Source organism: Streptomyces sp. R-07 (assembly GCF_049913175.1).
Classification (GTDB): Bacteria; Actinomycetota; Actinomycetes; order Streptomycetales; family Streptomycetaceae; genus Streptomyces.
Window position 1 is genome coordinate 6,556,661 of the sequence record NZ_CP183978.1, and the last position, 20,941, is coordinate 6,577,601.

A 20,941-nucleotide genomic window follows, 5' to 3' on the forward strand; every position below is an offset into this window, starting at 1 on the left:
ACTACTTCCCCTGTTCCTTGAGCTCGGGGCGGCCGGGCTGCTCGCCGCCGCGCTCCTTGATGTACGTCTCGGTGGGGACCATCACCTTGCGGCGGAAGACGCACACGAGGGTGCCGTCCTGCTTGTAGCCCTTGGTCTCGACGTAGACGATGCCGCGGTCGTTCTTCGACTTCGACGGGGTCTTGTCGAGGACCGTGGTCTCGCCGTAGATGGTGTCGCCGTGGAAGGTCGGCGCCACGTGGCGCAGCGACTCGATCTCCAGGTTGGCGATCGCCTTGCCGGAGACGTCCGGCACGGACATGCCGAGCAGCAGCGAGTAGATGTAGTTGCCGACGACGACGTTCTTGCCGAAGTCCGTCGTGTTCTCGGCGTAATTCACATCCATGTGGAGCGGATGGTGGTTCATCGTCAGCAGACAGAAGAGGTGGTCGTCGTACTCGGTGACCGTCTTTCCGGGCCAGTGCTTGTAGACGGCACCGACTTCGAACTCTTCGTAGGTACGGCCGAACTGCATCGGAATCAGGCCTCCGGGATCTCGAACTTGCTGGTGCGCTGCATGCCGGCGGCGCGGCCCTTGCCGGAGATGACCAGGGCCATCTTGCGGGAGGCCTCGTCGATCATCTCGTCGCCGAGCATCGCGGAGCCCTTCTTCCCGCCGGCCTCGGACGTGTAGTAGTCGTACGCGTCGAGGATCAGCTCGGCGTGGTCGAAGTCCTCCTGCGAGGGCGAGAAGATCTCGTTCGCGGCGGCGACCTGGTCCGGGTGCAGCACCCACTTGCCGTCGAAGCCCAGGGCCGCGGCGCGCTGCGCGACCGCCTTGTAACCCTCGGGGTTGCGGATCTGCAGGTAGGGGCCGTCGATCGCCTGGAGGTTGTTGGCGCGGGCCGCCATCAGGATGCTCATCAGGATGTGGTGGTACGCGTCCGCCGGGTAGCCGGGCGGCTGCTCGCCGACGACCAGGGACTTCATGTTGATGGAGGCCATGAAGTCGGCCGGGCCGAAGATGATCGTCTCGACGCGCTGGGAGGCCTGCGCGATCGCGTTGACGTTGGTCAGCCCCTGGGCGTTCTCGATCTGCGCCTCGATGCCGATCTTGCCGACCTCGAAGCCCATGGTCTTCTCGATCTGCGTGAGCAGCAGGTCGAGGGCGACGATCTGCTGGGCGTCCTGGACCTTCGGCAGCATGATGCAGTCGAGGTTCTGGCCGGCGCCCTCGACGACCGTGACGACGTCCCGGTAGGTCCAGTGGGTCGTCCAGTCGTTGACGCGGACCACGCGGGTCTTGCCGGTCCAGTCGCCCTCGTTCAGGAACTTCACGATGGTGTGCCGGGCCTCGGGCTTGGCCAGCGGGGCGCACGCGTCCTCCAGGTCCAGGAAGACCTGGTCGGCTGCGAGGCCCTGGGCCTTCTCCAGGAAGCGCGGGTTGGAGCCGGGGACCGCGAGGCAGGAGCGGCGGGGGCGGAGCCGGTTCACAGGGCTGGTCATGCGAGGACCTCCGTACTTTCAAGGGGGCTGAGCTTGTTCGCTTGCCGGATCTCGTCGACGATACGGCCGATGATCTCCGTGATACCGAAGTCCTTCGGTGTGAAGACGGCGGCGACACCCGCACGCTTCAGTTCTTCGGCGTCGGCGTTCGGGATGATTCCGCCGACGATGACCGGGATGTCCAGGGCGCCGGCCTCACGGAGGCGGTCGAGGACGTCCGGGACCAGCGCGGAGTGCGAGCCGGAGAGGATCGACAGACCCACGCAGTGAACGTCCTCCGCCAGGGCGGCGTCGACGATCTGCTCGGGGGTCAGCCGGATGCCCTGGTAGACCACCTCGAAACCGGCGTCACGCGCGCGTACGGCGATCTGCTCGGCCCCGTTGGAGTGTCCGTCCAGGCCCGGCTTGCCGACGAGCAGCCGCAGCCGCCCGCAGTTCAGCTCCTCGGCGGTGCGGGCCACCTTCTCGCGGACCAGCGCGAGCGGCGTGCCCGCCTCGGCCGTCACGGCGACCGGGGCGGAGGAGACGCCCGTCGGGGCGCGGAACTCGCCGAACACCTCGCGCAGGGCCCCGGCCCACTCGCCGGTGGTGACCCCGGCGCGCGCGCACTCCAGGGTGGCCTCCATGAGGTTGGCCGTGCCCTTCGCGGCCTCCTTGAGGCGCTCCAGGGCCTTGCAGGGGCGCGGGTGGTTGAACGGCGGCTGGTAGCGGTTGTCGCGCCAGGTCTTCATCGAGCCGACGACCCGGGCCTCGACCGCCGGGTCGACCGTCATGATCGCGGTGTCCAGGTCGGCGGTGAGGGGGTTCTCCTCGGTCGACTGGAAGATGTTGACGCCGACGATCTTGTCCTCGCCGGCCTCGATCCGCGCGCGCCGCTCGGCGTGCGAGGACACCAGCTGCGACTTGAGGTAGCCGGACTCGACGGCGGCCATCGCGCCGCCCATCTCCTGGATCCGGTCGATCTCGGCCAGGCACTCCTCGACGAGGGTCTCCACCTTGGCCTCGATCACGTGCGAGCCGGCGAAGATGTCCTCGTACTCCAGCAGGTCGGACTCGTGGGCGAGCACCTGCTGGATGCGGAGGGACCACTGCTGGTCCCAGGGCCGGGGGAGGCCGAGGGCCTCGTTCCACGCCGGGAGCTGCACGGCACGCGCGCGGGCGTCCTTGGAGAGGGTGACGGCCAGCATCTCGAGGACGATCCGCTGGACGTTGTTCTCCGGCTGCGCCTCGGTCAGGCCGAGCGAGTTGACCTGGACGCCGTAGCGGAACCGGCGCTGCTTGGCGTTCTCGATGCCGTACCGCTCGAGCGTGATCTTGTCCCAGATGCGGCCGAAGGCGCGCATCTTGCACATCTCCTCGATGAAGCGGACGCCCGCGTTCACGAAGAAGGAGATGCGGGCGACGACCTCGCCGAAGCGCTCCTCGGGGACCTGACCGGAGTCGCGGACCGAGTCGAGGACCGCGATCGCGGTGGCCATCGCGTACGAGATCTCCTGGACCGGCGTGGCCCCGGCCTCCTGCAGGTGGTAGCTGCAGATGTTGATCGGGTTCCACTTCGGGATGTGGTTGACCGTGTACGCGATCATGTCCGTCGTGAGGCGGAGCGAGGGGCCGGGCGGGAAGACGTGCGTCCCGCGCGACAGGTACTCCTTCACGATGTCGTTCTGGGTGGTGCCCTGGAGCTGGGTGATGTCCGCACCCTGCTCTTCGGCGGCCACCTGATAGAGCGCCAGCAGCCACATGGCGGTGGCGTTGATGGTCATCGAGGTGTTCATCTGCTCCAGGGGGATGTCCTGGAACAGCCGGCGCATGTCACCGAGGTGCGAGACGGGGACGCCGACCCGGCCGACCTCGCCGCGGGCGAGGACGTGGTCGGGGTCGTACCCGGTCTGCGTCGGCAGGTCGAACGCGACCGAGAGGCCGGTCTGACCCTTGGCGAGGTTGCGCCGGTACAGCTCGTTGGACGCCTCGGCGGTCGAGTGACCGGCGTACGTCCGCATGAGCCACGGCCGGTCCTTCTGGCGCTCAGTCATCTTCGGGACCTCAGATGTTCCGGAAGCGGTTGATGGCGTCGATGTGCTGGGCCCGGAGCTCCGGGTTGCTGACGCCCAGGCCCTCCTGCGGGGCGAGCGCGAGGACGCCGACCTTGCCCTGGTGGAGGTTGCGGTGGACGTCGTAGGCGGCCTGGCCGGTCTCCTCCAGGGAGTAGACCTTCGACAGGGTGGGGTGGATCTTGCCCTTGGCGATGAGGCGGTTGGCCTCCCACGCCTCGCGGTAGTTGGCGAAGTGCGAGCCGATGATCCGCTTCAGCGACATCCACAGGTAGCGGTTGTCGTACTCGTGGTTGTAGCCCGAGGTGGAGGCGCAGGTCACGATCGTGCCGCCCTTGCGGGTGACGTACACGGAGGCGCCGAAGGTCTCGCGGCCGGGGTGCTCGAAGACGATGTCCACGTCCTCGCCGCCGGTGAGCTCGCGGATCTTCGAGCCGAACCGCTTCCACTCGCGCGGGTCCTGGTTGTGCTCGTCCTTCCAGAACTTGTAGCCCTCGGCGTTGCGGTCGATGACCGCCTCGGCGCCCATGGCCCGGCAGATGTCGGCCTTCTCGGGGGAGGAGACGACACAGATCGGGTTGGCGCCACCGGCCAGGGCGAACTGGGTGGCGTACGAGCCGAGTCCGCCGCTCGCGCCCCAGATCAGGACGTTGTCGCCCTGCTTCATGCCGGCGCCGTTGCGGGAGACCAGCTGGCGGTAGGCGGTGGAGTTGACGAGGCCGGGGGCCGCCGCCTCCTCCCAGCTGAGGTGGCCGGGCTTCGGCATCAGCTGGTTGGACTTGACGAGGGCGACCTCGGCGAGACCGCCGAAGTTGGTCTCGAAGCCCCAGATCCGCTGCTCGGGGTCGAGCATCGTGTCGTTGTGGCCGTCCGAGGACTCCAGCTCGACCGAGAGGCAGTGCGCGACGACCTCGTCGCCGGGCCGCCAGGCGTTGACGCCCGGGCCGGTGCGCAGGACGACGCCCGCGAGGTCGGAGCCGATGACGTGGTACGGCAGGTCGTGGCGCTTGGTGAGCTCGGAGAGCCGGCCGTACCGCTCCAGGAAGCCGAAGGTCGAGACCGGCTCGAAGATCGAGGTCCAGACCGAGTTGTAGTTGACGGAGCTCGCCATGACGGCCACGAGGGCCTCGCCCGGGCCGAGCTCGGGGAGCGCGACCTCGTCGAGGTGGAGCGACGTGCGCGGGTCCTTGTCGCGGCTGGCGACCCCGGCGAACATCTCCGCCTCGTCCTTGTGGACGGTGACGGCCCGGTACGACTCGGGGAGCTTGATGTTCGCGAAGTCGGCGGACGTGGAGTCCGGCGACTGGATCGCGTCGAGGATTTCCTTCACGGGTTGCCTCCGGCGGTGAGCGTCCTGAGGGGGGACGCCTGAGGGTTACGGCGGGAAGTGCTGCTGCTGTGGAGGTGTGCCGTCGGTTCGGCTCGGTGGTGCAGTGGCGGCGCTGTGTGGTGGAGCGCGGGGTTGCCTGTGACGCAGGCGTCCGGGCGCACCGGCCGTCGGCTGGTGGGGACAGCCGGCGCACGAGGTGTGGTCTCTGCGCGCCGGCCGCCCGGACAACATCAACGTATGGCACGCCGTGTCACCTGACAAGGCACTGCGTGCCAACAATTTCACTCAGATGCAATCTGCCCGTCACGGATGAGCGATGATCGATCGAGAATCCCCCTGAGCTGGGCAAATACGACGAGGGCCGCACCCGGAATCCGGGTGCGGCCCTCGCGGCGAAGCGGTTCTCAGTGCCTCTTCAATGCTCTCAGTGCTTCTTCAGGGCTTGCTGGATCGTGCGCATGACCTCGTCGAGCGGAGCGTCCGTGCGGGCCACGGCGACCACCACGTCCCCCGTGGTGGAGGCCTGGACCGCAGCGGACGCGGCCTCGGACTGCTGCTGCGGGGACGGGGCCGGCCGGCCCGCGCCTATGCCCGTGCCGAAGGTCTCCCGGACGATCGCGAAGGCGTGGTCGAGCTGGGCCTCCACGTCGCCCTCGCCGCCCGCCCGCAGCCAGCGCCGCAGCACGTGGTTGTGCGCGGTGACGACCGCCGACGCGGCCACCTCGGCGAGCAGCGGGTCGTCGTTGCCGTCGTGGTGGTCCCGCTCGTCGAAGTGTCCGAGGAGATAGCGGGTGAAGAGACGCTCGTAGCGGGCCACCGAGGCGATCTCCCGCTCCCGCAGGGTCGGCACCTCACGGGTGAGCCGGTAGCGCTCCACGGAGACCGCGGGGGACCCCGCGTACATCTTCATGACTTCCTTGATGCCCCGGCACACCGTGTCGAGCGGGTGCTCGTGCGGCGGAGCGGCGTTCAGCACCGCCTCCGCCCGCACCAGCGTGTCGTCGTGGTCGGGGAAGATCGCCTCTTCCTTGGACCGGAAGTGCCGGAAGAACGTCCGCCGCGCGACCCCGGCCGTGGCCGCGATCTCGTCGACGGTCGTCGCCTCGTACCCCTTGGTCGCGAAGAGCTCCATCGCGGCGGTGGCGAGCTCCCGGCGCATCTTGAGCCGCTGCGCGGCGGCGCGAGTGCCCGCCGCGCTCTCCGGAGCGTCGGACGGGGACGTGGCACGGGGTGTCTTCGCGGCCTTGGGCATGGTCCGAACGTACTGCATCGGAGTGGGAGTGTGCCCAGGTGGGGGCGGGGAGGCCCCCGGGACACCGACGGTGCCCGGGGGACTCAGCAGACCGCCCCAGACGGCGCGGCGGCGCTCAGCGTCGGGCATATTCGCGGAAGCCGCGACCCGTCTTGCGGCCCAGGCAGCCGGCCGCCACCAGGTGCTCCAGGAGCGGGGCCGGGGCGAGGCCCGGGTCGCGGAACTCGCGGTGCAGCACCTGCTCGATCGCGAGCGAGACGTCCAGGCCGACCACGTCGAGCAGTTCGAACGGACCCATCGGGTAGCCGCCGCCCAGCTTCATGGCCGCGTCGATGTCGTCCAGGGTCGCGTAGTGCTCCTGGACCATCTTGATCGCGTTGTTCAGGTACGGGAAGAGCAGCGCGTTCACGATGAAGCCGGCGCGGTCGCCGCAGTCCACCGGGTGCTTGCGGATCTTCGTGGTGACCTCGCGGACGGTGGCGTGGACGTCGTCACCGGTCAGGACCGTACGGACGATCTCGACCAGCTTCATCGCCGGCGCCGGGTTGAAGAAGTGCATCCCGATGACGTCCTGCGGGCGCGTGGTGGCGCGGGCACAGGCGATGACCGGCAGCGAGGAGGTCGTGGTGGCCAGCACCGCGCCCGGCTTGCAGATCTTGTCGAGCCGCGTGAACAGCTCCTGCTTGATCTCCAGGTCCTCGGCGACCGCCTCGACGGCCAGGTCGACCTCGGCGAAGGCGTCGAGCGAACCCGCCGGGGTGATCAGGGCGAGCGTCGTGTCGCGGGCCTCGCCCGTCATCCGGCCCTTGTCGACCGAGCGGGCCAGGGACTTCGCGATCCGGGCCTTGGCGGTGTCCGCCTTCTCCTGCGAGCGGGCGGCGAGCACGACCGCGTACCCGGCCTTGGCGAAGACCTCGGCGATGCCGGAGGCCATGGTGCCCGAGCCGGCGACGCCGACCGAACGGATCTCGCGGCCCGTGCCGGCCTCGGCGGAGGTCAGCGGGGTCAGCGCGTCGCGCACGACCTCGGCGGAGCCCGGCGCCTCGTACGTGTAGAAGCCGCGGCCCGCCTTGCGCCCGGTCAGACCGGCCTCGCTGAGCTGCTTGAGGATCGGGGCGGGGGCGTGCAGCCGGTCGTGCGAGGCCGCGTACATGGCCTCCAGGACCGTACGGGCCGTGTCGACGCCGATCAGGTCGAGCAGCGCCAGCGGGCCCATCGGCAGGCCGCAGCCCAGCTTCATCGCCGCGTCGATGTCCTCGCGGGAGGCGTACTTGGCCTCGTACATGGCGGCGGCCTGGTTCAGGTAGCCGAAGAGCAGCCCGTCCGCGATGAAGCCGGCCCGGTCGCCGACCGCCACCGGCTCCTTGCCGAGGTCCTGGGCGAGCCGCGTGACGGCCTCCACGGCCCGCGGGTCGGTCAGCACGGAGGAGACCACCTCGACCAGCTTCATGGCCTGGACCGGGGCGAAGAAGTGCAGACCGAGGACCCGCTCGGGGTGCGCCGAGTCGGCGGCGAGCCGGGTCACGGAGAGGGCGTTGGTGCCGGTGGCCAGGATCGCGTCGGGGCGGACGATCCCGTCGAGGGCCCGGAAGACCTCCTGCTTCGCCTCGTACGACTCGGGCACGACCTCGATCACGAGGTCGGCCTCGGCGGCGGCCTGGAGGTCGGAGAAGGTACGGAAACGGGCCAGGACGTCCTGCCGCTCCTCCTCGGTGATCCGCTCGCGGGCCACCGCACGGGCGGTGGAGGCCTCCAGGGCGGCGACGGCCTGGGCGGCGGCGGTGTCGCTGATGTCGATGCCGATGACCTCGCGGCCGGCCCGGGCGAGGACATCGGCGATACCCGCGCCCATGGTGCCGAGACCGACGACGGCGATGGTGGAGAGAGGGGTGTCCATCAGGGGACTCCAGAGGAAGAGTGACGACTGAGGGCAGTGCGCGCGCGAAAGGGCGCGGGAAAGAGCGAGGGCGATGCCCGGAGAAAGGGCGATGCCCTGGGAAAAAGGGGCGACGGACTCTGTCCCGGAGCCACGTCGAAACTGCCGAACCGACGAACGACACAACGGCTGCGTCACCAGGCCGTTGTGAGAAGTGCGGGTGGTGCCCGCTCACCTGAGACTAACCGGCCGGTAACGAGCGCGCCAGTCCCGGGAAGTTGGGAAAGTGTGATCTGGATCGCGGATAGGGTCGGATTCATGGAAATCTCCGAGGATCCGGAATTCTGCTCGATGATCGATCGATTGCGGGACGAGATCGAGAATGACTCCGGAGAAGTCCCGGCGGCATTCACGGAACTCACGGAACTCGCCGGAACCGCGGACACCGAGGAACTGAACCGCGTCCTCACCGCCCCCGGACAGCCGCTCTGGGCCCGCGAGATCGCCGCCTACGCGCTCGGTGTCACCGGCGACCCCCGCGCCTTCGAGGCCCTCGTCCTCCTCCTCAACCACCGCGACCCGGAGCGCTGCGTCACCGCCGCCCACGCCCTGGCCCGGCTCGGCGACCCGCGCACCGCGCGCGCGGCCGCCGCCCTCGCCACCAACGAACTCAGGGCCGCCTACGCGCTGCTGCCGGTCCGGCTGCTCGCCGAACTCGACGCCCCCGAGTCCGTGCCGGCCCTGATCACCGTCCTGGAACGGCGACTCCGGGCCGACGACCCCCACTGGCGGGTCGGCCTGGCCTGCGTCGAAGGCCTCGGCACCCTCGCCGACCCCCGAGCCCGCCCCACCCTGGAGGCGGCACTCCCGCACCCGCGGCTGGGCGAAGCGGCGAGTCGGTCACTGGCGAGACTGGGCGCTGCCCGCTGACGCGTCAGCGCAGCAGACGGAGCTCCGCCCCGGTCCCGCCGGGTGCCGCCGCGGCCTGCTCCGGCACCAGTGCGAACGCCTCGATCTCCACCAGCAGTTCCGGGCGGACCAACGCCGATACCTGCACCGCCGAGCTCGCCGGCAGCGGCGCGCCCGCGAAACGGGCGTCCCGCGCGTCCCGTACCGCCGGGAGGTGTGCCACGTCCGTGACGAAGTACGTCAGCTTCACCACGTCCGTGAAGCCCGCGCCGGCCGCCGCGAGACAGCGCTCCAGGTTCGCGAAGACCTGGCGGGCCTGGGCCGCCGCGTCGCCCTCCCCGACCACCGCGCCGGAGGCGTCGAGGGCGCACTGCCCGGATATCGCGACGAACCGGCCCGTGCCCCACACGACGTGGCTGTACTGCGGGCTGGGCGCGAGGCCGTCGGGGGCGGGCACGTGGGTCAGGTGGCTCGTCATGCCCCACATCCTCGCGCACGGCACTGACAGTGCCCGCCACCCCTTGCGGGGCGCGGGCACTGTGGGACCTTCCAGGTGATCAGCGCACGTGGCCCAGGAGGCCGTGGAGGGCGACGGCGACCGGCTCCGCGCGCAGGGCTCCGGCCCGCTTGCCGCTCTTCTCCTGGGGCGCCGCGGCCGGGGTCACGGGCTCCGGCTCGGGCTCGGGGAGCGCGGCGCAGACCGCGTCCACCTCGGCGTCGCCCTGCGCGCGCGGGACCTTGCCGGTGGCGAGGTAGGCGGCCAGGTGCTCGTCGAGGCAGTCGTTCCCGCCGAGGGTCACCCCGTGGTTCCCGCCGCCCTCCTCGACGACGAGGCTGGAGCCGCGCATCAGACGGTGCAGGGCGACCCCGCCCTCGTACGGCGTCGCCGCGTCGTCCGTGGCCTGGAGGATGAGGACCGGCGGCACCTGGTCGTTGGTGACGTCCGGCGGGGTCAGGGAGTCCACCGGCCAGAACGCGCAGGGCGCGTTGTACCAGGCGTTGTTCCAGGTCGAGAAGGGCGCCTTCGCGTGCACGTCCCAGGTGTCCTTGCGCCACACGTTCCAGTCCCGGGGCCAGCCCGCGTCCCGGCACTGCACGCTGGTGTACACCGAGTAGCCGTTGTCGGCGGCCGCGTCGGCCTCCCCGTACCGCTCGTACGCCTCCGTCAGCGGCTTCGGGTCCGCGTCGTTGACGTACGCGGCGAAGGCGCTCGCGAGGCGGGGCCAGTAGCCGTTGTAGTACCCGCCCGGCAGGAAGGTGTCCTCCAGCTCGCCGGGCCCGACCTTGCCGCCGGCCGGCGTCGCGCGCAGCTCGTCGCGCATCCGGTACCAGGCGGCCTCGACCGCCGCCGGGTCGGAGCCCAGCTTGTACACGGCGTTCTGCCGGGCCACCCAGGCCATGAAGTCCTTGTGGCGGGTGTCGAAGGCGTAGTCCTGCGCGATGTTGTCCTCGTACCAGACGCCGTGCGGGTTCACGACGGAGTCGAGCGCCATCCGCCGCACCCGGTCCGGGTACAGGCGCGCGTACACGGCACCCAGATAGGTGCCGTACGAGTAGCCGAGATAGTTGATCTTCGGTGCGCCGAGCGCGTGGCGGATCTCGTCCAGGTCCCGCGCGGTGCTCACGGTGTCGATGTACGGCAGCACGTCCGCGTACTTCTTGCCGCAGGCCTGGGCGAAGGACTGCGCCCGCTCGACGGCCGCCCGCTCGGCCGCGGCCCCGCTCGGCACCGAGTCCGCCCGCACGGGCGCGAAGTGGCCGGGCTTGCAGTCGAGCGCCGGCTCGCTCTTGCCGACCCCGCGGGGGTCGAAGCCGATCACGTCGTACTCGGCGGCCACCTTCGGGGGCAGCGAGGCCGCCACGTACCCGGCCATGCCGCGCCCGCTGCCGCCCGGCCCGCCGGGGTTCACCAGGAGCGGGCCCTGCGAGGTCTTCGCGGTGTGCGGGACCCGGGTGAGGGCGAGGGTGATCTTCCGCCCCGCCGGGTCGTCGTGGTTGAGCGGCACCTTGAGGGTGGCGCACTGGAGCCTGGGGTACGCCTTCGTGGCGCAGTCGGTCCAGGCGAGCGGGGGGAGCGGCCGGGGGGTCGGTTCACCGGCGCCCGCGGGTGTGGCGGGCAGGACGGTGACCGTCCCGGCGACCAGCGCTCCAGCGGCGATCAGCATTCCTGCGCGTGGGGTCATAGGGCGTTTGTGTCCCGAACCGGCTCCGAAGGGACCGGTTCAGCCGAGAGTTGACCCGAACGGATGCGGATCCGACGGCGTGTCAGGTGACCGGTCCGATGATCCGTCCGGAGTTCGGCCCGCCGTTCGCAGGGGCCGGCGGGGGAGCGCTCAGAGGAGGGTGAGCTGCTCGGGGGCGGCCGCCAGGGCGGGTTCCTCCGGAACGGGGATCCGGCGCGGCGTGCCCCGGTCCGCGGGTCCGATGCCGAACTCGGCGGCCAGCTCGTGCACCTGACGGGTGATCCGGCGCTGGTACCAGGTCGGCGCGTAGGCCCCGTCCGCGTACATCCGCTCGTACCGCCGCACCAGTCCCGGGTGGTGCTCGCGCAGCCAGGCCATGAACCACTCGCGGGCGCCCGGCCGCAGGTGCAGGACGAGCGGGGTGACCGAGCTCGCGCCGGCCTCGGCGATCGCCCGGACCGTCGCGCGCAGCTGCTCGGGCCGGTCGCCGAGGAAGGGCACCACGGGGGCCATCAGGACCCCGCAGTCGATGCCGTGCTCGCCGAGGACGCGGACGACGTCGAGGCGGCGCTGCGGGGACGGGGTGCCGGGCTCGATCGTGCGCCAGAGCTCCTGGTCGGTGAAGCCGACGGAGACGGAGATGCCGACCTCGGTGACCCGGGCGGCCTGGGTGAGGAGCTCCAGGTCGCGCAGGATCAGGGTGCCCTTGGTGAGGATCGAGAACGGGTTGGCCCGGTCCCGCAGGGCCGTGAGGATGCCCGGCATCAGCCGGTAGCGGCCCTCGGCGCGCTGGTAGCAGTCGACGTTGGTGCCCATGGCGATGTGCGCGCCCTGCCAGCGTGCGGAGGCGAGCTGCCGGGCGAGCAGCTCCGGGGCGTTGATCTTGACGACGATCTGGGAGTCGAAGCCGAGACCGGTGTCCAGGTCGAGATAGCTGTGGGTCTTCCTCGCGAAACAGTAGACACACGCGTGCGTGCAGCCCCGGTACGGGTTGACCGTCCACTCGAACGGCATCCGGGAGGCGCCGGGCACCCGGTTCAGGATCGAGCGGGCCCGGACCTCGTGGAAGGTGATGCCCCGGAACTCGGGGGTGTCGAAGGTGCGGGTGGTGACCGCGTCCGTGCCGAACAGGGCGATGTCGGCGGGGGCGGCGGGGGTGTCGCCCAGATTGTCCCAGCGCATGGACGCCTCCTCGGTGGCTCTGCCTCGACCGTTGGCTCAGAATAGAACATCTGTTCCCTTGATCGCCGCAACCCGGATTTCGCCCCCCGGAGCCCACGTGGTTCGCTTGGCCCACACCCCCGAGGACCCACAAGCTGGAGGAAGTCAATGGCGCAGGTCGAGGCCACCACGGAACGGATCATCGCCGCGGACGCGGAGACGGTGTTCGACGCGCTGGCCGACTACAGCGGCACCCGCGCGAAGCTGCTCCCCGAGCACTTCAGCGAGTACGAGGTGCGCGAGGGCGGCGACGGCGAGGGCACCCTCGTCCACTGGAAGCTCCAGGCCACCAGCAAGCGCGTCCGTGACTGCCTCCTGGAGGTCACCGAGCCCACCGACGGACAGCTCGTCGAGAAGGACCGCAACTCCTCCATGGTCACCACCTGGACCGTGACCCCCGCCGGCGAGGGCAAGTCCCGCGCCGTCGTCAGCACCGTCTGGAACGGCGCCGGAGGCATCGGCGGCTTCTTCGAGCGGACCTTCGCGCCCAAGGGCCTCGGCCGCATCTACGACGCCGTCCTCGCCAAGCTGGCGGACGAGGTCGAGAAGTAACGCCCGGAGCGTTCACCGATTCGAGTGGATCGCCCGCGCCCCCCGTACCGGCGCCCCCGCGCACCGGGGGCGCGGGCCTCCTCGTAAACGCGCTGATGAGCGACCCAAGTGCGCCGTGGTGCAGGGACGTTCACCCCCCGGGCCGCCACCGGCCCCCCGTACCGGACGATTTGCTCCCCCTTCGCGCGCAATGCGAAGAATGGCGCGGCGCAGACGCCGCGACGAGGGGAGCAGGTACGTGGGTGCGATCACGATGGTGAAAGAGCTCGAGGAGGGCGCGGAACCACTCGCCTCGGACGGACCGCCCACCGACCTCGCGCCACCGCCCGGGCCGGGACCCGCCGGCCTCGACCCCCGCCGCGTCCGGCTCGTCTTCTGCGGCCTCATGCTCGCGCTGCTCCTCGCCGCGCTCGAGCAGATGATCGTCGCCACCGCCCTGCCGAAGATCGTCGGCGAACTCCAGGGCCTGGACCGGATGTCCTGGGCGATCACCGCCTACCTGCTGACCGCCACCATCGGCCTCCCGGTCTACGGAAAGCTCGGCGACCTCCTCGGCCGCAAGGGCGTCTTCCTCTTCGCGATCGTCGTCTTCGTCATCGGCTCCGGCCTCGCCGGCTGGTCCCGCACCATGGACCAGCTCATCGCCTTCCGCGCGATCCAGGGCATCGGCGCCGGCGGCCTCATGATCGGCGTCCAGGCGATCATCGCCGACATCGTCCCGGCCCGGGAACGCGGCCGGTACATGGGACTGATCGGCGCCGCCTTCGGCCTCGCCTCCGTCGCCGGACCGCTGCTCGGCGGCTTCTTCACCGACCACGTCTCCTGGCGCTGGTGCTTCTACTTCAACGTGCCCTTCGGGCTCGTCACCCTCGCCGTCGTCGCCGCCGTCCTCAAGCTCCCGAAACCCACGGCACGCGCGCGCTTCGACGTCCTCGGCGCGCTGCTCCTCGCCGCCGCCTCCACCTGCCTGGTCCTGCTGACCAGCTGGGGCGGCACGAAGTACGCCTGGGACTCCCGGGTCATCATCGCCCTGGCCTGCGGAGCCGCCGGAACGGCCGTGCTCTTCCTGGTCGTCGAGCGCTTCGCGCCCGAACCGCTCATCCCGCTCCGGCTGTTCCGGGACTCCGTCTTCAGCGTCACCGCCCTCGTCGGCGCCGTCGTCGGCATCGCGCTCTTCGGCGCCGCCAGCTACCTCCCCAGCTTCCTGCAGATGGTCGAGGGCGCCAGCGCCACCGAGTCCGGCCTCATGATGCTGCCCCTCATGGGCGGCATCGTCATCGCCTCCGTCGTCTCCGGCCAGCTCATCAGCCGCACCGGCCACTACAAGATCTACCCGGTGATCGGCGGGGCCGTCTCCGCCCTCGGCATGTGGCTGCTCTCCCACATGGACACCGACACCCCCCGCCTCCAGTACAGCCTCTGGCAGGCCGTCCTCGGCACCGGCATCGGCCTGGTCATGCCGGTGCTCGTGCTCGCCGTGCAGAACTCCGTGCGCCCCGCCGACCTCGGCACCGCCACCAGCGCCCACAACTACTTCCGGCAGATCGGCGGCAGCGTCGGCGCCGCCGTCTTCGGCACCCTCTTCGCCTCCCGGCTCGACGACGCCCTCGGCGACCGCCTCGCCGGCGTCCTCGCGCAGGGCGGCCCCGTGAAGCTCCCGCCGGCCGAGTCGATCACCCCGCAGACCGTCCACACCCTGCCGCCCGCGCTGCGCGACGCGTACATCCAGGCGTACGCGGACGCGATGCCGCGGATCTTCCTCTACCTGGTGCCGGTCCTCGTGCTCGGCCTCGTCCTCGCCTTCTTCCTCAAGGAGAAACCGCTGGTGTCCCACCACAGCCCCCTCACCGAGGCCACGCACACCGACGAGTCCGGTGGCGTCCAGGCGGTCCCGCACGCCCGCCACGCGGCCGCCGCCCCCGCCCCCGTCGCGGCGCCGCCGCACTCCGGCGTGCCCGTCTGCGGCACCGTCCAGCACCACGACGGCAGCCGCGTCCCCCGGGCCGCGCTCACCCTCATCGACGTCCAGGGCCGGCAGATCGGCCGCGGCGCGAGCGGCGAGGACGGCCGGTACGCCCTGAGCGTCCCCGGCGGCGGCGCGTACGTCCTGATCGCGGCGGCCGGCGGACACCAGCCGCAGGCCGTCTCCGTCACCGTCGGGGACCGGCCGGTGGAGCTCGACGTCGTCCTCGGCGGCGCCGGGCGGCTCGCGGGCAGCGTCGTCACCGCCGACGGCACGCCCGTACGGGACGCCGCCGTCACCCTCACCGACGTGCGCGGCGAGGTCGTCGCCTCCACCCGCAGCGGACGCGAGGGCGGGTACGTCATCGGCGAACTGGTCGCGGGCGAGTACACGCTCGCCGCCAGCGCCCCCGCCTTCCGGCCCGCCGCGCTCCCCGTGAGCGTCCAGTCCTCCCGCGAGACCCGCCAGGACATCGAACTGGCCGGCGGAGCGGTGCTGCGCGGCACCGTACGGGCCGGGGGAGGGCGCCCGGTCGAGGACGCCCGGGTCACCCTCCTCGACGCGGCGGGCAACGTCGTCGACACCCTCACCACCGGCGCCGACGGCACCTTCCGCTTCATCGACCTGTCCTCCGGCGAGTACACGGTCATCGCCGCCGGGTACCCGCCCGTCGCCACCGTCCTCCAGGTGGCCGGCGGCGGCCGCACCGAGCGCGACCTCCAGCTCGGCCACGAGGACTGACCGGCCGCCCTCAGGAGGTGGTCGTCGCCTTGCGCAGCGCGCTGATGCAGGTGCCGATCGCCTCCTGGAGGGCTTCGAGGCGCTGGAGCATGTCCGCCTCGTAGATGTCCTCCTCCATCACCTCGTCGAGCGTGAGCTCCTCGAAGACCTTCGTCGCCTTCTGCAGGCTGTTGTAGAACTTCGTCCGCCGCTCCTGGACGCGCAGCGCCGGGTCCTCCTCGACCGCCTTGGCGACCAGGCCCTTCACCGTGTCGTAGGCCTCGCCGGCCCACTCGCCCGCCTCCTCCGAGTCGTCCAGCTCGTCGAGGAGCGACAGGTGCCGCTCGGCCTCGGCCCGCAGCTCGGCCGGCGCCTCCACGGTCTGCCCGGCGGGGGTCTTGATCTGGCCGTTCTCGACGATCTGCCGCACGTACCCGATGCGGTCGGCCGCCTTCGCCTCGCTCGCCACCGCCTTCTTCAGGTCGTCGGTCCTGGCGAAGGCCCGGGCCATCTCGGTCTGGAGGGCCGGGTCCTCCTTCATCCGGTCGAGCAGCGCCCCGCGCGCGGCCTCCGCCGTCCCGGGGTCGGCCAGGATCGCCGCCCGCAGCGCCGTCGGGTTCTCCGCGACCTCCAGGGCCTTCGTCGGCCGGATGCCCTCCGCCTCGGCCGCCGCGCTGATCGCCTGGCCGCGCACGGAGGACGCGCTGTTGCGGGAGGTGTAGTACGAGAGCCAGACGTCCGCGTCCGGCAGCTCGATGTCCTCACCCGGGACCAGGACCTCGAACTGCGGGACCAGACCGTCGTCGGCCGCCATGTCCCAGGCCTTGTAGTAGCGCATGACCCGCTCCGGCGAGCACCCCGCGAGCGCGGCGAAGGCCTTCGCGGAGACCTTCGTCCGGGCCGTCCCCTCGGCCGGCTGCCCGCCGGGCCGGACGCTCCGGGCCACCTTCAGCGCGAAGGTCCAGCCGCCGGTCCGCGCGTACACCCCGAAGTCCTGGGCGTCACGGACGACGACGGGGTCGTGGTCCTGGTCGTCCGTGTCCGGTTCGTGGTCGTCCGCTTCCTGTGCGCTCCGCGCCTCCTGGGGCTCGGGAGCCGAGGGCTCCCAGAACTCAGGCTCGGAGATCGCCGTGACGGTCTCGGGCTCGGCGGGGGACGGTGCGGACGGGGTGATGGCGATGGTCACCGAGAGCTCTCCGGAAGGTCGACAACGACAACTGCGGCCGACAGCCTATACGCACCCGTTGACGATGTTTCGTCCGATTCGAAGCCCCGGTATATCGATGGCGGGGCCGGCGACGGGCGGGCAGGATGCCGCCATGACCCATGGAATCGAGTCCCACCCCGCGCGATGAGCGCCCCGTACGAGCGCCCGACGCTCGCACCCCCCCTGTACGCGTACGCCAAGGCCCTGCGCGACAGCGACCCCGACGGACCGCCGCCCCAGGGCGGCCACCCCCTCCCCGACAGCGCACGGCCCCGCCGCCGGACTCCCGGCCTCCACCACCGCGAGGCCTGCGCCGCCGTCACCGACACCCTGCTCCCGTTCCTCGAAGCCCTCGAAGGACTCGACCCCGCACAGGCGGCCGCCGAGGCGGAATCCGCGCTCGCCGTGACGGGCGTCGTCCGCGAGCGGACCGTCTACACCGCCGCGGCGGCGATCGAACCGCCCGACGAACCCGCCGCCCGCGCCCGGGCCCGATCGTTCGCCCGGCACCTCGTCCGGACCGGAACGACCGTTTCCGGCGTTGCCGCCGGGCTGGGGCTCCTGAGCCGACTCGCGGAACCCGAGGACGTGCCGTACCTGCGTGTCCTCGGCCTGCTCGACGGTCTCGTCCACCCCGTCGACGCGGCCCTCGCCCCCCTGGACCGTGAAGCCGCCGCCCTGGTGTGGCTGATCCACCGGACCCACGGCGAGGAACTGCGCGCTCTCGTCGACACCCTGGCCGCCGGGGACCGGGCGGCCGTGCCCGACCGGCTTCTGAGGCTTCCCACCGAGGTACGGGGAGTGGGGCCCGAGGTCGCCCGACGGGTCGCCGAGGCCGTCGGCCTCGCAGGGCTTCTCCGGGCGGAAGCGGACCACCCCGGGCTCCTCGCGCGGGCCGTGTGGCTCCTCGGCCGGATGACCAGCAGCCGGGACTACCACGCCGAGATCCTGCTGTACGGAGAAGCCGTCGACCTGTACGAGACGGTGACCGCCCAGGCCCACCGGCTGCCCCGCGACGTGGACCACCGGGCCCGGCTGCTCACCCTCGCACTCGATCTGCACAGCGGCGCCTCCCACCTCCTTCCCTGGCCGCCCGGCCGGCGCGAGGCGCTCCACCGCACCCTCCTGGACACGGCGGCGTGGCCGGGGGAGGCCCCGGCCGACCGGGACGGACGGCAGCGCGCCGACTGGATCCGCCGTACGGCACGTCAGCTGCGCGCAGCTCCGCAGGACCCGCTCCGGTTCCGGATCGAGGTGGCCGTCGCCGACCCCGGCGACCCGGACGTCGTCGAGACCCGCTTCCTGATCGACGGGCGCCCCCTCGTGCCGGAGGCCTTCGGCCCTGGGCCGGGGGAGTCCCCCGAGCGGCTCCTCGACAGCGGCGCGCTGCGGGCCGCTCCCGAACCCCGGGAGGTCCGGCTCGCCGAGGCGTACTGCACCGAGGGCTGTTGCGGCGCGCTGTACGTGACCGTGCGCCGGGAGGGTGAGCACGTCGTGTGGAGCGACTGGCGGCGGCCGGGCGGACCGGCCGGGCGGCCGGACCTTCCCGCGTACCGCTTCGACGCCGCCGCGTACGACGCCGAGGTCGCGCGCGCCGAGCACGACCACGGCTGGACCTGGCCGGCCCGGCGCACCTCCCGGCTGATCACCGCCGGGCTCCGCGACCGACCGGACCTCCTCACCCGCTGGGGCCTCCGGCAGGGCTGGATCAGCACGGACTTCCGCGAACGGGACACCACCGTGGTCACCTTCACCGGGCCGCCGCTCGGGGCCCCGGGCCGGAACGCGGCGAAGGGCGAGCCCCGCCAGTTCCTCTGGCACCTCCCGGACGACGGAAGACCGCCCGAGGAGCAGGCGGCGGCCGCCCTCCGCCGGCTGGCGGAGGAGGACCCCCGGACGTATCCGGAACTGGCCGGGTGACCCCGTACCGCCGACCCGGTGACCGCCATTGGTCCACTCCAACGGCGGTTATCCACAGGGGTGGTAGGGCGGCCGGGCGGCGCGTACGGTGCCAGGCATGAAGATCCTCATCAGCGCCGACATGGAGGGCGCGACCGGTGTGACCTGGCCCGCCGACGTGCTGCCCGGCACGCCCCAGTGGGAGCGGTGCCGAGCGATGTTCACGTCCGACGTGAACGCCGCCGTGCTCGGCTTCTTCGACGGCGGCGCGGACGAGGTCCTCATCAACGAGGCGCACTGGTCCATGCGGAACCTGCTCCTGGAGCGGCTCGACGAGCGGGCCGAGATGCTCACCGGGCGGCACAAGTCCCTCTCGATGGTCGAGGGCGTGCAGCACGGGGACGTCGACGGCATCGCCTTCGTCGGCTACCACACCGGCGCCGGGGCCGAGGGCGTCCTCGCCCACACCTACCTCGCCAACTCCATCACCGGGGTCTGGCTCAACGGCGAGCGGGCGAGCGAGGGCCTCCTCAACGCCCATGTGGTCGCGGAGTTCGGCGTGCCCGTGGTGCTCGTCACCGGCGACGACCTGACCTGCGAGGACGCCCTCGGCTACGCGCCGGAGGCGCCGAAGGTCGCCGTCAAGGACCACGTCTCGCGGTACGCGGCGGTGTGCCGCACCCCGGCCAGAACCGCCGCCGACATCCGCGCCGCGGCGAAGACCGCCGCCGCGCTCGCCGTCCGGCACGAGCCGGTCCGGGGCGGCCCGTTCACCGTGGAGCTGGAGTTCGACGCCGAGCACCTGGGCGCCGCCGCCACGGTGGTTCCCGGCGTGGCGCGGAGCGGCGAGCGGCGCGTCGCGTACACCAGCGAGACGATGTACGAGGCAATTCGCACGTTCAAGGCGGTCACGACCATCGTCTCGGCCGCGGTGGAGGAGCAGTATGGCTGAGGAGGTCCGGGGCCCGGACACGACGGCGCTCGACGAGGTGGTCACCTTCACCTCCGAGCTCATCCGCATCGACACGACCAACCGGGGCGGCGGCGACTGCCGCGAGCGCCCGGCCGCCGAGTACGTCGCCGAGCGGCTGGCGGACGCCGGGATCGAACCCACCCTCCTGGAGCGGACCCCCAGCCGCACCAACGTGGTGGCCCGGATCCCCGGCACCGACCCCTCGGCCGAGGCGCTCCTCGTCCACGGCCATCTGGACGTGGTGCCCGCCGACCCCGCCGAATGGTCCGTGCACCCCTTCTCCGGCGAGGTCCGCGACGGGGTCGTGTGGGGTCGCGGCGCCGTCGACATGAAGAACATGGACGCGATGGTCCTGGCCGTCGTCCGCTCCTGGGCCCGCCACGGCACCCGGCCCCGCCGGGACATCGTCCTCGCGTACACCGCCGACGAGGAGGCCAGCGCCGAGGACGGCTCCGGCTTCCTCGCCGACCGGCACGCGGCACTCTTCGACGGCTGCACGGAGGGCATCAGCGAGTCCGGGGCGTTCAGCTTCCATCCGCAGCCCGGCACCACCCTCTACCCGATCGCGGCGGGAGAGCGGGGCACCGCCTGGCTCAAACTCACCGCCCACGGCCGGGCGGGCCACGGCTCCAAGGTGAACACGGCCAACGCCGTCACCCGCCTCGCCACGGCCGTCGCCCGGATCGGCACCCACAGCTGGCCGGTCCGCCTCACCACGACCGTCCGCGCCGCCCTCACGGAACTGGCCGCGCTGTACGGCATCGAGGTCGACACCAGCGCCCCGGACCTCGACGTCGACCTCCTCCTCGACAAGCTGGGGCCCGCCGCCGCGCTCGTCGAGCCGACCGTCCGCAACAGCGCCAACCCGACGATCCTCGACGCCGGTTACAAGGTCAACGTCATCCCCGGCCAGGCCGTCGCCTACGTCGACGGGCGGATGCTCCCGGGCGCCGAGGAGGAGTTCGCGGCGACCATGGACCAGCTCACCGGGCCCGACGTGGAGTGGGAGTTCCACCACCGCGAGGTGCCCCTGGAGGCCCCGGTCGACTCGCCGACCTTCGCCAAGCTCCGGGCCGCCGTCGAGCGCTTCGACCCGGCCGGGCACGTCGTGCCGTTCACCATGTCCGGCGGCACCGACGCCAAGCAGTTCTCCCGGCTCGGCATCACCGGCTACGGCTTCTCGCCGCTCCGGCTGCCGCCGGACCTCGACTACGGGGCGCTCTTCCACGGCGTCGACGAGCGCGTCCCGGTGGACGCCCTGCACTTCGGCGTCCGGGTGCTCGACCACTATCTGAAGACCGCGTAGGCCCGTGACAGGGG

General features: G+C 71.8%; 16 protein-coding genes. 6 read left to right on the forward strand and 10 right to left on the reverse strand.

Annotated features, from left to right (window positions below):
* Position 1: 1 nt before the first annotated feature.
* The 6 genes from ACN9M0_RS30045 to ACN9M0_RS30070 all read right to left on the reverse strand — a co-directional run bounded on the left by ACN9M0_RS30045 (position 2) and on the right by ACN9M0_RS30070 (position 8,015).
* A complete protein-coding gene (locus ACN9M0_RS30045) occupies positions 2-514 on the reverse strand; it encodes a MaoC family dehydratase (protein WP_015656728.1) in 513 nt (170 codons plus the stop codon).
* Positions 515-519: 5 nt separating this feature from the next.
* On the reverse strand, positions 520-1,485 hold the full coding sequence (locus ACN9M0_RS30050; RefSeq protein WP_055640579.1) for an HpcH/HpaI aldolase/citrate lyase family protein: 966 nt from the start codon (positions 1,483-1,485) through the stop codon (positions 520-522).
* Positions 1,482-3,518: a protein meaA gene (locus ACN9M0_RS30055; RefSeq protein WP_426404513.1), complete on the reverse strand. Its 2,037-nt coding sequence runs from the start codon at positions 3,516-3,518 to the stop codon at positions 1,482-1,484. The genes ACN9M0_RS30050 and ACN9M0_RS30055 overlap by 4 nt, the downstream gene beginning before the upstream one ends.
* 10 nt (positions 3,519-3,528) lie before the next feature.
* Positions 3,529-4,866: a crotonyl-CoA carboxylase/reductase gene (gene ccrA / locus ACN9M0_RS30060; protein ID WP_366040072.1), complete on the reverse strand. Its 1,338-nt coding sequence runs from the start codon at positions 4,864-4,866 to the stop codon at positions 3,529-3,531.
* A 424-nt stretch (positions 4,867-5,290) separates the two neighbouring features.
* Positions 5,291-6,118 (reverse strand): TetR family transcriptional regulator, encoded by an 828-nt coding sequence (locus ACN9M0_RS30065; RefSeq protein ID WP_366040073.1) that lies wholly within the window; start codon positions 6,116-6,118, stop codon positions 5,291-5,293.
* 115 nt (positions 6,119-6,233) lie between these two features.
* A complete protein-coding gene (locus ACN9M0_RS30070; protein ID WP_366040074.1) occupies positions 6,234-8,015 on the reverse strand; it encodes a 3-hydroxyacyl-CoA dehydrogenase family protein in 1,782 nt (593 codons plus the stop codon).
* 297 nt (positions 8,016-8,312) lie between these two features.
* Here ACN9M0_RS30070 and ACN9M0_RS30075 point away from each other — a divergent pair, with 297 nt between their 5' ends.
* Entirely contained in the window at positions 8,313-8,924 is a 612-nt protein-coding gene (locus ACN9M0_RS30075; protein ID WP_366040075.1) for a HEAT repeat domain-containing protein, read from the forward strand.
* A gap of 4 nt (positions 8,925-8,928) precedes the next feature.
* Here ACN9M0_RS30075 and ACN9M0_RS30080 read toward each other — a convergent pair whose 3' ends face one another.
* From ACN9M0_RS30080 to ACN9M0_RS30090, 3 genes are all read right to left on the reverse strand, one after another.
* Complete coding sequence (locus tag ACN9M0_RS30080) at positions 8,929-9,381, reverse strand: RidA family protein (RefSeq protein ID WP_399696645.1); 453 nt, start codon at positions 9,379-9,381, stop codon at positions 8,929-8,931.
* 79 nt (positions 9,382-9,460) lie between these two features.
* Positions 9,461-11,086 carry an alpha/beta hydrolase gene (locus ACN9M0_RS30085; RefSeq protein WP_426404514.1) on the reverse strand — a complete coding sequence of 542 codons (1,626 nt, stop codon included), beginning with the start codon at positions 11,084-11,086 and terminating at the stop codon, positions 9,461-9,463.
* 150 nt (positions 11,087-11,236) lie between these two features.
* Positions 11,237-12,268, reverse strand: coding sequence for an Rv2578c family radical SAM protein (locus ACN9M0_RS30090; RefSeq protein ID WP_366040078.1), 1,032 nt, complete (start codon positions 12,266-12,268; stop codon positions 11,237-11,239).
* A 147-nt stretch (positions 12,269-12,415) separates the two neighbouring features.
* Between ACN9M0_RS30090 and ACN9M0_RS30095 the strand changes: the two genes are divergently transcribed.
* Together ACN9M0_RS30095 and ACN9M0_RS30100 are read left to right on the forward strand one after the other, a co-directional pair.
* On the forward strand, positions 12,416-12,859 hold the full coding sequence (locus tag ACN9M0_RS30095; RefSeq protein ID WP_041132028.1) for an SRPBCC family protein: 444 nt from the start codon (positions 12,416-12,418) through the stop codon (positions 12,857-12,859).
* 253 nt (positions 12,860-13,112) lie between these two features.
* Positions 13,113-15,563: an MFS transporter gene (locus tag ACN9M0_RS30100; RefSeq protein ID WP_426404515.1), complete on the forward strand. Its 2,451-nt coding sequence runs from the start codon at positions 13,113-13,115 to the stop codon at positions 15,561-15,563.
* A gap of 10 nt (positions 15,564-15,573) precedes the next feature.
* Here ACN9M0_RS30100 and ACN9M0_RS30105 read toward each other — a convergent pair whose 3' ends face one another.
* Complete coding sequence (locus ACN9M0_RS30105) at positions 15,574-16,728, reverse strand: hypothetical protein (protein WP_366040080.1); 1,155 nt, start codon at positions 16,726-16,728, stop codon at positions 15,574-15,576.
* Positions 16,729-16,893: 165 nt separating this feature from the next.
* Here ACN9M0_RS30105 and ACN9M0_RS30110 point away from each other — a divergent pair, with 165 nt between their 5' ends.
* The 3 genes from ACN9M0_RS30110 (at position 16,894) to ACN9M0_RS30120 (ending at position 20,927) form a co-directional block, all read left to right on the forward strand.
* Entirely contained in the window at positions 16,894-18,669 is a 1,776-nt protein-coding gene (locus ACN9M0_RS30110; protein ID WP_366040081.1) for a hypothetical protein, read from the forward strand.
* Between the two features lie 97 nt (positions 18,670-18,766).
* Positions 18,767-19,600 (forward strand): M55 family metallopeptidase, encoded by an 834-nt coding sequence (locus tag ACN9M0_RS30115; RefSeq protein WP_399696654.1) that lies wholly within the window; start codon positions 18,767-18,769, stop codon positions 19,598-19,600.
* A complete protein-coding gene (locus tag ACN9M0_RS30120; protein ID WP_426404516.1) occupies positions 19,593-20,927 on the forward strand; it encodes a M20/M25/M40 family metallo-hydrolase in 1,335 nt (444 codons plus the stop codon). Before ACN9M0_RS30115 ends, ACN9M0_RS30120 begins: the two co-directional genes overlap by 8 nt.
* The last annotated feature ends 14 nt before the right edge of the window (positions 20,928-20,941 follow it).